Here is a 13952-nt window from a genome sequence, read left to right as displayed (position 1 = left end):
GCATGTTTAAAAAAGTCCTGATTGCCAACCGCGGTGCGATTGCCTGTCGTGTCATTCGCACTTTGAAAAAACTGGGCATTGCTTCCGTCGCTGTTTACTCAGAAGCCGACCGAGATTCGCTGCATGTGACTTTGGCAGATGAAGCTTTTTGTATCGGTGCTGCGCCTGCACAGCAAAGTTATTTAAATATTGAAAAAATATTGGAAGTGGCACAGCAAACAGGCGCTGAAGCCATTCACCCCGGCTATGGTTTTTTGTCGGAAAATGCCGAGTTTTGTGACCTGTGTGAAAACCAAGGCATTGCCTTTATTGGGCCAAACTCCAGCCAAATGAAAGACTTTGGTTTAAAACATACTGCACGTGAACTGGCAATCAAAAGCCAAGTGCCGCTATTACCGGGAAGTTCATTACTGGCCGATCAAGCCGAAGCACTCACCGAAGCAGCACGAATTGGTTATCCCGTCATGTTGAAAAGTACCGCGGGCGGTGGCGGGATTGGGATGCGTTTGGTGTGGAATGAAACCGAACTTAAAGATGCCTATCAAACCGTGTCCTATTTGGCGCAAGCCAACTTTAAAGATGCAGGCTTGTATCTGGAAAAATTTGTCCAGCATGCCCGCCATATTGAAGTACAGATTTTTGGCGATGGTCAGGGTCAGGTTTTAGCATTGGGCGAGCGTGATTGTTCGGTGCAGCGTCGTAACCAAAAGGTGATTGAGGAAACCCCTGCACCACATTTGAATGATGAACAACGTGCCTACATTCAAAAAGTGGCGATTCAACTGATGCAATCGGTGAATTATCGTTCTGCGGGAACAGTTGAATTTGTCATGGATACCGAAACCCAAGAATTTTATTTCTTGGAAGTCAACACTCGTCTGCAAGTGGAACATGGAGTCACTGAGCAAGTCTTTGGTGTCGATTTGGTTGAATGGATGGTGACACTGGCGAGTGGTGACTGGACAGCTCCGACTGAAGAATTAGCACCGAAAGGTCACTCGATTCAAGTCCGTTTATACGCAGAAGACCCGATCAAGCAATTTCAACCGAGTGCAGGCTTACTCACTTATGTCAAATTTGACGAGCAGGCACGGGTCGAAACTTGGGTTGAAACAGGCTCAAATGTCTCGTCTTTTTATGACCCGATGATTGCCAAAATCATCGTAACGGCTCATACGCGTGATGACGCCATTCAAGCCATGAGCTCAAGTCTGGAAAAGACCAAAGTTGCAGGGGTTGAAACCAATCTTGAGTATTTACAAAACATTATTGCCTGCGATGTGTTTCATGAAGGCACACAGACCACACGTTTTTTAAATACCTTTGAATGGAAAACCCAAAAAATTGAAGTGCTGCAAGCAGGTATCCAAACTTCAGTGCAGGATGTCACAGGGCGCTTGGGTTATTGGGATGTCGGTGTGCCACCATCGGGTGCGATTGACCCTTTAAGTTTAACGGTTGCCAACCAACTTTTAGGCAATCCAAAAAATACCGCAGGGCTTGAATGTACCTTGCAAGGCCCGACTTTAAAATTCCACTGTGACAGCCAAATCGTGATTACAGGTGGCGATATGCCATCCAAACTTGATGGCGAAGCCGTAGCGATGTGGCAAACCATCAATGTCAAAAAAGGTCAGGTGCTTAAATGTGGTTCGATCACCACAGGTTGCCGTAGTTATATCGGGATTAAAGGCGGTCTGGATGTGCCTGAATATTTAGGCTCGCAAGCAACCTTTACACTGGGGCAATTTGGCGGACATGCAGGACGTAATTTGCTGATTGGCGATATGTTGCCGATCACTGAATATTCGACCCAAAACACCACTACACTGCCTCAAGCACAAATTCCTGCATTTTCTCATACATGGGAAATTGCGGTGATGTATGGCCCACATGGCGCACCTGATTTCTTTACAAAGCAAGACATCGACACGTTCTTTGCGAACACGTTTGAAATTCACTATAACTCAAGTCGTACAGGCATTCGCCTGATTGGGCCAAAACCTGAATGGGCACGTCAGGATGGTGGTGAAGCAGGGCTGCATCCATCCAACATTCATGACAATGCCTATGCGATTGGTGCAATCGACTTTACAGGCGACATGCCGATTATCTTGGGGCCAGATGGGCCAAGTCTGGGCGGTTTCGTTTGCCCTGCGGTGGTGATTCACTCTGAACTTTGGAAAATCGGCCAGTTGAAAGCAGGCGATAAAGTCAAATTTATTCCTGTCAGCTATGCGCAAGCCAAAGCGCTCGATCAACAGTATCATCAAAGTGTAGTGGGTGATGATGTCACAGGAATTGATTTTAGCCCTGAGTTTAAAGCAGAAACGGAGACTCTAAACGATGCTGTTTTAGCGACGCTTGCAGGACAGGACGATTTGCCGAGTGTGACGTATCGACCTGCGGGCAACAGCTATTTGTTGGTGGAATACGGTGAACTGGTTCTCGACCTGAACTTACGTTTCCGTATTCATGCCTTGATGCAGTGGGTAAAAGATCAAGATATTCAGGGGATTATTGATTTAACACCGGGCATTCGTTCATTACAGATTCATTTTGATTCGATTGCGCTTGATCAGATTGAACTGCTGCATAAACTGCAACAAGCCGAAAATGAATTGCCTGATATTCACAATATGCAAGTGCCATCGCGCACCGTGTATTTGCCTTTGGCTTGGGAAGATTCACAAACCAAACTGGCGACTGAGCGTTATACGCAAATTGTGCGTCCAGATGCGCCTTGGTGCCCTGACAATGTCGAGTTTATTCGTCGTATCAACGGTTTGGCATCGAAACAGGCGGTTAAAGATGTGGTGTATAGCGCCAATTATCTGGTGATGGGCTTGGGCGATGTGTATTTGGGCGCACCTGTTGCAACACCACTCGATCCGCGTCAGCGTCTAGTCACCACCAAATATAACCCTGCACGGACTTGGACTCCTGAAAATGCGGTGGGTATTGGTGGCGCATATATGTGTGTGTACGGCATGGAAGGGCCGGGGGGCTATCAGTTTGTGGGACGGACGACACAAATGTGGAGTCGCTACCGTAAAAATGTTGACTTTGAAGACGGTAGACCGTGGTTACTGCGCTTCTTTGACCAAGTGAAGTTTTATGAAGTGTCTGAAGCTGAACTGTTGCACATGCGCGAAGACTTTAAGGCAGGTCGTTTAAAACTTCGGATTGAAGATGGTGTTTTAAATCTGAAAGAATACAATGACTTCTTAGAAAAAAATGCTGAAACGATTCATGCGTTTAAAGACATGCAGCAAGCCAACTTCGAAGCTGAACGTCGTCGTTGGCATGAAGCAGGATTGCAAGAATACGTGTCTGAAAGTCTCGATGCGGTGGATGATGGTGAAGCCGTGACGATTCCTGAAGGGGGATGTTCGGTTGAGTCGCATATGCCGGGGTCAATCTGGAAAATTGAATGTGCATTGGGTGATATTGTGGAGGAGGGCGCGACCCTTGCCGTGATTGAAGCTATGAAGATTGAGATTCCAATTGTTGCGCCTGAACGGATGAAGGTTGAGGCGATTACCATTGAAAAAGGGCAAACCGTGAAAACGGGGCAGGTTTTGTTTACGTTAGCGCCTGTGGCTTAAATGATTGGCCCGAACTCTTTTTAAAATTGGAGTTCGGGCAATTTTTAATTATTTAAAGATTACATTTTTCGATATGGCTGAAAATTCGTTTGCAAAGCTCAGTCGCTTTAGGAGTGAGTTGCCAATCTTGGTTTTCATCAAAATCTCTAATAATTTCACGGCAAAAATCTAATTTGTATTTAATTGTCCCAACACCAGTACCATCAGCAAAAGCAGTTTTAGTAGATGTAGACTTTGGCTTTTTGATTTGAATATCAAGCAATTTTCCAATTCCATCATCTGCATGATCAAAATAATTTTCATCTGTAATTTGGTCGATGAGAACAATGTCATAGCTTTTTTTAGTTTCAGGCTTCATGCGAGAAAATCTAGATTTTGCGACACGAATAATTGAATCTTTAGGCAGTGTATTTTCAGTTTCTTTACATTTTAGAATGAAATAGTTTCCAGATTTTAATTCGTCTTGTAAGACTTTGACACGATCAGCTTTACCTTGAATATCTCCATCAGCAATTAACAGCATTTCACTTGCAACAGCTTTTGCACTTAAACCTTTATCATCTAAATGATCTGCATAATCATCACTAAAAGACCAATGCACTAAATTACTTCCTGCATACTCCACAAAAGTGTAGTGATAATTTGGCATAAAGCGGCGATATTTTTTATATAACGCTACGTTGGTTTTTTCTAATTCGCTCAAATATTTCTCCATATACTTCGTGATATAGAGTCTGTCAGTAATCCCTTCTACCCAAATAGTGCAATTGGCTAAATAAACAGAAGAAGGTTTTACACCTAACGAAGCAAGTAAGTCCCGATCTCGGTCACAACGGTAAATTTTAAAATCAAATTGACTTGAATCATCTGTTTTTGGTTCTTTGACAAATTTCTGGATGATTACTTGGTCTGATTCATCTGCCATGTCTAAAAGGTGGTTTGAATGCGTGGTAAAGAAGTAATAATGCGTGGTTTCATTTAAATAGAAATTCATAAGCTGACGAACCATACCTGCATGCATATGCAGTTCAGGTTCTTCAATAAAAAATGCAAGGATTTGATTTTTCCCATCCTTATCTTTTCTTTTGATAAAGGCTTCATAGGTTAAGATAATTGCCTGTTGAAGGCCATCACCAAGATTATAAATTGGAAACTGAGCATCACTGCCAATTTTGATATGAACTACGTCGATTTCATCGCCCTTTGCATCTTTTCCAAATTTAGGAATTAAAGTTACTGTTTCATTATCAAAGAAATACTGACTTAATTTTTCTTCATAGTTTCTGATCAAGTCCCGTTGTTCAGGCTCACCAAGTAAATGGATTTTTAATTCGTTATAAAGACTTTCGCCTGTAACAATGTTAGAAGCATCAAATTGTTTTTGACCTTTAAAATAATCTTTTTTGGTACGTTCTATATAGGGTTGTTCATTTTCGATATTAGAAACAGGTCGCATGCCTCGCAGGACTGGAATATATTTTTTATTTGTTTCAGTTAAAGCATTTAGAGTTTTCGATAAATAATTAAGAATATCATTTTCTATATCAATAAGTAATTTAGATAGCTCTTCTGAGTTTCTAAATTTATATTTCTTGATTTCATTGAAAATATCTACAAATGTATTTTTATATTGATTTCTTGGAAATTTTGGTATCTCTATAAGTGAATTAATTTTTTGCATTAAGTGATTTCGATACTGTGAATTAAATGCATTATTAAAAATGATATGTTGACTAGAATTTTCTACTAATTTTTTTAGTTCATTTATTTGTGATGTTACATCATAGAAATTATGATCTTTAACACTTTTCTCAGAAGTAAATAGTGACCGTAAAAAACGACTTTTCCCCGCATTATTTTTACCAATAAAGAAATTTAAGCGTTTTATTTCAATAACTTTGTCATAGTCTTTTTCATTGTCAGAGGTATAGCTGTCTACATTTTCAGCCCAATAATATAATTTGTTGTTCATATCAGAGTATAAATAAGGATTTAATAATTAAACTAATGATATTACAAAACAATTTAAAGGTGAAATTGATTGAGATAGCCAAAAAATTGCTCGCTAACTGATCTTAAATTTCAAGATGAATGAATCACAATTTAGCTTTGCCCTGAATTTGAGCAAGCCCTCTTTTTTTGCACAAAAAACACCCGAAAAACCGACCTAAAACCGATAAAACCCACCTCAAAAATTGGCACATTTTCTGCATTCTTAATATCAGTAATACAAAAAATAGATTTGGTAATACTGAACAGGAGTTGCGAGATGAACCACGCAAAATCACAAGCCCCAAAGCAACACCGACTCAAAACATTTTTGCTTGATTTACTCTGCGCCCGCGCAGGCATCTATTTCAAACAAAACCAAAACATCAGCAACCTAAAAGGATCACAGCGTGTCTAAACCAAAACTGGCACGGATCAGCATTACTGTGCCCGAAACAACATTAAATGCACTCGATCAGAAAATTGTCGATCAACATTATGAAAGTCGCTCGCAAGCCATTGTCGACATGATCAACAAACACCTGATTGCAGAACAGGCACAAGCCAATGAAGTCATGGTGGGTACGCTGACCATTTTATATGACGCGAGCCAAATGACGCTTCGCAATCAACTGATTGATTTACAACAACAGTTTTTGACTCAGGTGATTAGCTCACTACACATTCAGCTCGATCAGCAAAAAATTCTGCAAGTCATGCTGATGCAAGGGGCAAGCTCAGAACTCAGACACATTAGCCAGCAATTCACTGCCCTCAAAGGGGTGATTAAAGGACATCTCGAACTGATGGATGCGGTCATGCCACCGATTCCACAAAACGATTAAACCCAATCAGGAGTAAAGTTGTGCAAGATTTATGGACAATTCAGGACTGGAAAACGGCTTATGCCAATCAGCACATGCATCTTGAAGGTTTAATTGACTATGTCAAAACTTTCAACAATGACAATCATGCTTGGATTGAAATTGCATCTGCTGAGCAAATCCAAGCCCAAATCGAGATTTTAAAACAGAAAGATGCGACTGACTTGCCTTTATATGGCGTGCCGTTTGCGGTCAAAGACAATATTGATGTTGCAGGATTTCATACTACGGCAGCGTGTCAAGACGCTGCTTACTTGGCAACAACCGATGCCACCGTGATTGCCAAACTCAAAAGTGCAGGGGCAGTGGTGGTAGGCAAAACCAACCTTGATCAGTTTGCAACGGGTCTGGTCGGTGTGCGTTCTCCGTTTGGTGCAGTGAAAAATAGTTTTAACCCTGAATATATCAGTGGTGGTTCAAGTTCGGGATCTTCGGTTGCGGTGGCGAATGGTCTGGTGCCATTTAGTTTGGGGACTGACACCGCAGGTTCGGGGCGTGTACCCGCAGGGCATAACAATATTGTCGGATTGAAACCGACCAAAGGCTGGTTTTCAACTACAGGGTTGATTCCTGCTTGCCGTACCATTGATGTGATTTCGATTTTTGCTTTAACAGCGGATGATGCATGGTCGGTGGCGAGCGTGATGCAGGGCTATGATGAAAGCGATGAATATTCGCGCGCACATCCTGCCAATGTCCAAACCCGTTTTTCTAAAGGGAAAATCGCGATTCCTGCTCAGCTTGAATTTTATGGCGATACTGAAACCGAAAAAGCCTTTGCTACTGCGGTTGAACGTGTCAAAAAACTGGGTTATGGCGTTGAAGCGATTGATTTCACGATCTTTAACGAGCTTGCTCAAGCTTTATATAACGATGCTTGGGTCGCTGAACGCACAGTTGCAGTTGAAAAGATCGTAAGTCGTGAACAGGCACATCCTGTAATTGCCCAAATTATTGCTCAGGCTGACAAATTTACAGCGACCGATGCGCTGCAAGCCGAATACAACCGTGCCGTGCTGGCGCGAAAAATCAATCTTGCTTTACAACCTTATGATGCCTTGATGGTGCCGACAGCACCAACCATTTATACCATTGCCGAGGTTGAAGCCGATCCAATCGTGAAAAATTCACACATGGGCGCGTACACCAATTTCGTCAATTTCGCAGATTTATCAGCGTTGGCTTTGCCGAATGCAATCCGTACCGATGGTTTACCGAGTGGTGTGACTTTTATTGCAGCGGCTTGGCACGATCAGGCGTTGGCAAACTTTGCTCAAATCTGGCAAGCCGAAACAGCACTGACCTTGGGTAAATCGACTCAGACCTATACAAAAACCATAGAAATTGAGTCACAACATGCGGTGAAACTTGCGGTTGTGGGCGCGCATCTCTCAGGAATGCCACTGAATTTTCAGCTCACCACACGTCAAGGAACACTGTTTAAAAAAGCCAAAACTGCAGCCAGCTATAAACTTTTCGCATTAAAAAATACCACACCACCGAAGCCTGCCATGCAGTTTGACCCAACAGGCCGTGCCATTGATATCGAAGTCTGGGAAATTCCAATGGCCAGATTTGGTGAAATTGTAGCAGAAGTGCCTGCCCCACTCGGCATTGGCAATCTGCAACTGGATGATGGGACGTGGGTCAAAGGTTTTATTTGTGAAAATTATGCCATCAGTGAAGCAACAGACATCAGTCATTTTGGTGGCTGGAGACCGTATATCCAATCATTGCAACAAAACACATCGACATCTCAAGCGAAGGAAATCGGGGGAGTTTCTGTATGATCAATAAAGCATTTTTATCTGTATCGGTATTGTCTGCGATCCTGCTTGCAGGTTGTGACAATAAAGCTAAAGTACCAGAGGCCAAAGAAAGTTCATCGGCGGCAACCACAAACAGTCAACCCATTACGATTGGCTATAGCGACTGGCCAGGTTGGGTGGCTTGGCAAGTCGCGATTGAAAAAGGTTGGTTAAAGGACGCAGGCGTCAATGTTGATTTTAAATGGTTCGATTATTCAGCTTCATTGTCTGCATTTTCTGCCAATCAACTCGATGCCGTGTTAGTCACCAACGGTGATGACCTGTTGACCGCTTCAGGTGGTACACAAGGCATGATGATCTTGGCCACAGATTATTCTGCGGGCAATGATGTGATTATTGCCAAAGAAGGGATTAACTCGATTCAGGACTTAAAAGGAAAATCGGTGGGTCTGGAAAAAGGCTTGGTGGATCATCTGCTTTTGGCAACCGCACTGTCTGACCAGAAAATGTCGACCAATGATGTGAAACTGGTCAACTCAGCAACCAACCAGTTGCCACAAGTCTTTACCAGCCCTGAAGTGTCAGCGATTGCCGTTTGGCAACCTGTTGCCAGTCAGGCATTGAAAGCGGTTGCTGGCTCAAAAATTATCTATACCTCTAAAGATAAACCGGGTCTGATCTACGATACTTTGGCGGTCAACATGAGCCATTTGTCTGCACACAAAGAAGAATGGAAAAAAATTCTGCAAGTGTGGGATAAAACGGTGAAATATATCAATGACCCTGCAACCCATGCCGATGCCGTGAAAATCATGGCGAATCGCTCAGGGGTCGATCCGAAACAATATGAGCAGATGGTGAGCGGTACTCATTTGCTGAGTATTGCCGATAACAAAAAAGTCTTTACCAAAGGGGATGGCTTCGACTCAATTTACGGTTCGTCATATCATGTCAATAAATTCAACGTGGAAAATGGCATTTATAAAACTGAACAGAATGTCGATGGCTTGATTTATCCTGCATTGGTGCAAGAGTTAAAATAAAATCAATCGAATTTAAATAGCCTAAGAATTCTTGGGCTATTTAAAACTTCTAAGAAAATTCATCAAAATTTTTTTTTTGAGAGTACATTAATGACTCTAGCTAGAAGATGGGTAGTTCATCTTTAGATTTTGATTGTATATTAAACATAATGCTTACTGTATTGAATGTTAAGTAATTTAATATTCTACTGTTTTATCTAAACGACTTTTTTCACCAAACCATGAAAGGAAGTTTCGTGACTTTGATATCTATATGGATCGTATATTTTAAAGGCAGATAAAGCACTTTATTTGGCTAAAAAGTCAGGAAAAAGAATCTGGAATATAAGATTTAATAAGCCTGTAAATCATCTCAGAGTATTAGCTCACTAAACTCTGATCAAACGCATTGTATTTGAAAATCCTTTAATTTTTTCAAAGGGACATCCATTTTGAGAAATACTCGGAAATAATGCCTAGAATCACACAATCCTAAAATCGGAATGCAATAATCCCCAATGCTGTTTAAGCTGTGCTTTATGCGTTTCAGCCATTGGCAATTCTAAAAGTGCTGCTGGCCATAAAGCTCGCGCTCTCTTCAAAATGTCCTGTAACTGTTTGTCGATCACTCGCCACGGTACACCGACTTTTTCCGCCCATTGTTTGAAATGTTTCATTTCTGCCAAATACCAGTCCTTATTTTTGGCAAGGTTTAATGCAAAATGTCGTTCATTTTCAATGTAAACACTGGTCATTAAAATATCGTAGGCAGGTGCAAAGCGTGGTGTTCGTTGATCTGTGTAAATCATGCTCCAGTTTTTTAAATGTGCATCACCATTTGCCAGCAAGATATTAACTAAAAGACGGCTTGCAAATTGCTGAATATCAATAATTTTATTGCTTGAATATTGGTAAATGATTTGACCAATCTGCTCATAATTGGTGGTGTTGTATTTTTGATGTGGATATGCGCCAAAAATTTGAGCAAAGTCTTCAATATGAATTAATTCAGTTGTGTGATTGTAGTTATGTCGGTCAAATCGCTGAATCGCAAAAGCATACTGTTCTTGTGGTAGGTTCAACGGTGGAAGGTCATGCAAGTCAGCCATATCGACCAGTTGAATTTCTGGAATATCAATCCCGACCATTTTAGCCAGCGTCATGATCGAATATTCGTTGAGGGGAACAAAGGCATGACGTGTAGAAGGTGTTTTAATAATCCAGTCACCCAGTGTTGAATCTGTCCCTTGTGCCAAGGTAAAGCGTCCATCTTGTGCTTTCATTGAGAATTTCATTTGGACGCCTGCCAGTGAAAATTTATTGGCAAGATGAATATCTTGATGTGTGACCTGATCAATATCAGAGATCTGTAGCTTATATTTTATATCCTCTGGAATTTCTTCAAGCGTCATTGGCACTGCAACTAATGCGCCAGGCAAGTCATGACCCAAGGCAGCTAAGAGTTGAAATTCATTGTCGATATGGACTTTGAGACTGTTGGCAATTAGCTCTCGCAATGCGCCTTCAGGTAATAAATTAGAGAGTAAAGGGTGTAAACGCTGATGTGTGACAAAGGTTTTTTCTAAAATTTTACTGGATTGAGGATACAGAGGTGAAGTCAGTAAACTAAGCGTAGGGCGCTGTGGGTCGCGTCGAAATGCATCGCTAAAAATGAGAATGTTTTTTCCATTCTGAAATCCTGCCAAATATCCAATCAAGGTGTCGTGTAGGGTTAATTTCAGAACTGCAACAGTGCTCATTATTCTGTATCTCCGAGAATATTTTTCCAAGGATTAGTCATCAAATCATCCTGATCTTCAATGCTGATTTGAACTTCATCTTTTAATATCTGATTGATTAAATGAACTTTATCATCGGGAATCAGCATTAACTGGGCATTTAACCCAGCAGCAACAATTTCAAGTGTGTCCAAACGTGGATTTCCTTGGCTTTCCAGTTTTTGGTATTGCTGACGTGACATGCCTGTACGCGCCTGCATATCAAGCTGTTTAAAGCCCAGTTGTGTCCGTCTATTTTTGATTTGTTGTCGCAAAGATTCATTCATAATCGTGACTTTTGCTTTTGAATAAGAAACATATTAGTTGCTTATTTTAAATAAAGCAATTTATAAGTTGCTAAAATTTGAAATTACAAAGACAACTGAATCAGATGAAAGCTGACAAAAGTTTTAATAGCGCAATCGCATCCGTATCTTGTACTACGAGACCAGCACCGAAATAACTAGCTAGACGAACGAAAATATTACGTTCTGGACATGGATAATCAATGACCACATTGAGAAAGCTGAACAGACGAACACAGTGTTCGCATTTATGATCAAAATGACAAATTTTATTCAGGTAAGATTTATACAGGTTTGGTGCTGATTGATGTAGATAGTGTGAATGCTTTGATTCATAAAACTTTTATTAGTCATCTGGCACTGTTTAATGTTAATCATCTCATTTGGTCTGTATCTGAAATGATCCAAATTTATCAACTTTATATGTATCGAGAGCAGGAGATTTAATTTTCAAAGGAACGCCTGAGAGAATGGGTGCAATAGATCAAAGATGATTAATGCACGCTGACTTCGCAGGTTTAACAGGGATCACTGTTAAGTTAAATAAATCAAAGGTTTGATTTAAATGTAGAGTACTTGGACGTAATAAAAATAGTTAGTGCTCTTTTGCTAAGGATTGCAAAACACCCTTTTATTATGGGGTGTGAGGATGTTTTATGTCTCAAAATAATAGGAAAGTTGATATCCAGAGTTTTATAGATGCTCAACCCCTATCATTGCTACAAAAAAAAATTATGTGGTTATGTTTTGTTATGGTTGCAATAGATGGATTTGACACTGTTGCGATTGGCTTTATCGCCCCAGCGCTAAAAGATGAATGGGGATTGAAAGCAACGGAGCTTGCACCATTATTTGGTTCTGGTTTATTTGGTTTAATGGCTGGCGCAATGATTTTTGGGCCATTGGCTGACAAACTGGGTCGTAAGCCGATTCTGATTAGTTCAGTGATTATTTTTGGTTTAGCCACAGTATTTGCAGCTTTTTCTCCAAATTTACCTACCCTGACCGTTTTGCGATTTATCACTGGGTTGGGGTTAGGTGGGGTAATGCCAAATGCTATCGCATTAACTGCTGAATACGCACCTACAGCCCGTCGTTCTCAGTTAGTGACCATGATGTTTTGCGGATTTACGATTGGTTCTGCTTTAGTCGGTATTCTTTCTGCACAATTACTCCCTTATATCGGTTGGCATGGAATGTTGCTGATCGGTGGAATCGCAGCATTACTCTTAGTCCCAGTCTTGATGTATTTTCTACCTGAATCAATTCGTTTCTTGATTGTAAAAAAGCAAGCGGTTGAAAAAACGGAAAGAATTGCTCGTAAAATTGCGCCAGTACAAACCACTATTCCAACACTTATTCCATTTGCTCATGAATCAGAAGAATCTAGCTGGAGAAACCTATTTAGCAAGGGTTATGCACTTGGGACTTTTTTAATTTGGATTGCTTGTTTTATGAGCCTGCTCATCATTTATATGATTTCGAGCTGGATGCCGATATTACTCACCAATAGCAGTTTCAATTTATCGAAAGCATCTTGGCTGACTACAGTTTTCCAAATAGGTGGAACAATCAGTGCAGTTGTTCTTGGGTTACTTATGGATAAACGGGATGCGATCAAAATTCTGAGTGCTGCCTATTTGCTAGGAGCATTGTGTCTTGTTGGTTTGGGGTGGGTAATTCAACAAGCCAATATCATTCTACTGACCTTAAGTATGTTTTGTGTGGGTGGTATTTGTGGAACTCAAGTGGGACTCAATGCATTTACTTCTGGTTTTTATCCGACGCATTGCCGTGCAACAGGCATAAGCTGGTCGAATGCCGTTGGACGTTTAGGGGCTGCTATTGGCTCAGTCCTAGGAGGATGGCTAATGTCTCTAGATCTATCCAGTTTGGAAGTCATGAGTTTACTGGCGATTCCCGCCATTTTGGCAGCTGTAGCATTACTGTTGATTCAGGGTTTGAAGCAAGAGCAGTCGATCATTCCAGAATTATCTTGAAGTAAAGATACTCAAGTTTATTTCACACAATTTTCACAATCAAAAAGAACTTTCTGTGCTTGAACTCACAGAGAGCAAGGAAGCTGTATGCGTTTATTTTACCCATTTCAATTAAAGGAATTAGCAATCTCTTCATTATTGGTGATTGCTACATCAAGTCCTATGGCTACTTTTGCTGCCAATCAAGCAATCCAGCCTACAGAGGACGAATGGCTTCTCACACTGAAAAATGCCTATTTTGGCCGTGACTATGAAAACCCTAATTTCAAGGATTCTGGCAGTTGGTCTCAGGCGGCTTCGTTATTCTATCATTCTAAAATGCGGGATACTCCACTACAGATTGCAGATAAACCCATCACTGTTGGCTTGGATGCTTCAGTGCAATATGCCGTACGCTTAAGTAATGACAAACATGTTGCCGATACCGTGTTGCCCTTTAACCAGCAAACCCAGTCTCAGGCAGCTGACTTTTTAAAGCACGGAGTTACTTTAAAACTGGGCTATGACAAAACTCTCGTGAAAGTGGGTGAGCTTTGGCTGGATTTACCCGTTACCGCAGTTGATGCCAGTCGTCAGTTGTTGGCATCCTACTGGGGG

Annotated in this window: 10 protein-coding genes; 7 read left to right on the top strand and 3 right to left on the bottom strand. The window is 41.2% G+C overall.

Annotated elements, in window-relative coordinates; genetic code table 11:
* The first annotated feature begins 2 nt into the window (after positions 1-2).
* A complete protein-coding gene (gene uca / locus C1A47_RS13340) occupies positions 3-3608 on the top strand; it encodes an urea carboxylase (RefSeq protein ID WP_111895517.1) in 3606 nt (1201 codons plus the stop codon).
* A gap of 52 nt (positions 3609-3660) precedes the next feature.
* Here uca and C1A47_RS13335 read toward each other — a convergent pair whose 3' ends face one another.
* Positions 3661-5580 (bottom strand): AAA family ATPase, encoded by a 1920-nt coding sequence (locus C1A47_RS13335; protein ID WP_111895516.1) that lies wholly within the window; start codon positions 5578-5580, stop codon positions 3661-3663.
* Between the two features lie 297 nt (positions 5581-5877).
* Between C1A47_RS13335 and C1A47_RS17745 the strand changes: the two genes are divergently transcribed.
* The 4 genes from C1A47_RS17745 to C1A47_RS13320 are packed head-to-tail and all read left to right on the top strand — an operon-like array spanning position 5878 to position 9293.
* Positions 5878-6015: a hypothetical protein gene (locus tag C1A47_RS17745; protein ID WP_171294391.1), complete on the top strand. Its 138-nt coding sequence runs from the start codon at positions 5878-5880 to the stop codon at positions 6013-6015.
* Positions 6008-6442 carry a CopG family ribbon-helix-helix protein gene (locus C1A47_RS13330; protein WP_111895515.1) on the top strand — a complete coding sequence of 145 codons (435 nt, stop codon included), beginning with the start codon at positions 6008-6010 and terminating at the stop codon, positions 6440-6442. The genes C1A47_RS17745 and C1A47_RS13330 overlap by 8 nt, the downstream gene beginning before the upstream one ends.
* 5 nt (positions 6443-6447) lie before the next feature.
* Entirely contained in the window at positions 6448-8271 is a 1824-nt protein-coding gene (gene atzF / locus C1A47_RS13325) for an allophanate hydrolase (protein ID WP_264756271.1), read from the top strand.
* The gene (locus C1A47_RS13320) at positions 8268-9293 is read left to right on the top strand and encodes an ABC transporter substrate-binding protein (RefSeq protein WP_111895513.1); all 1026 of its coding nucleotides are present in this window, start codon (positions 8268-8270) and stop codon (positions 9291-9293) included. Before atzF ends, C1A47_RS13320 begins: the two co-directional genes overlap by 4 nt.
* A 461-nt stretch (positions 9294-9754) precedes the next feature.
* Here C1A47_RS13320 and C1A47_RS13315 read toward each other — a convergent pair whose 3' ends face one another.
* A complete protein-coding gene (locus tag C1A47_RS13315) occupies positions 9755-11032 on the bottom strand; it encodes a type II toxin-antitoxin system HipA family toxin (RefSeq protein ID WP_111895512.1) in 1278 nt (425 codons plus the stop codon).
* Positions 11032-11337, bottom strand: coding sequence for a helix-turn-helix domain-containing protein (locus tag C1A47_RS13310; RefSeq protein WP_111895511.1), 306 nt, complete (start codon positions 11335-11337; stop codon positions 11032-11034). Before C1A47_RS13310 ends, C1A47_RS13315 begins: the two co-directional genes overlap by 1 nt.
* Positions 11338-12011: 674 nt before the next feature.
* Here C1A47_RS13310 and C1A47_RS13305 point away from each other — a divergent pair.
* Positions 12012-13355 carry an MFS transporter gene (locus C1A47_RS13305; protein WP_111895510.1) on the top strand — a complete coding sequence of 448 codons (1344 nt, stop codon included), beginning with the start codon at positions 12012-12014 and terminating at the stop codon, positions 13353-13355.
* Positions 13356-13517: 162 nt separating this feature from the next.
* A partial coding sequence (locus C1A47_RS13300; RefSeq protein ID WP_413772967.1) for an OprD family outer membrane porin occupies positions 13518-13952 on the top strand: 435 nt, incomplete at its 3' end.

This window comes from Acinetobacter sp. MB5 (genome assembly GCF_003261585.1).
Lineage (GTDB): Bacteria > Pseudomonadota > Gammaproteobacteria > Pseudomonadales > Moraxellaceae > Acinetobacter.
This window is presented reverse-complemented; position numbering and strand designations above follow the sequence as displayed.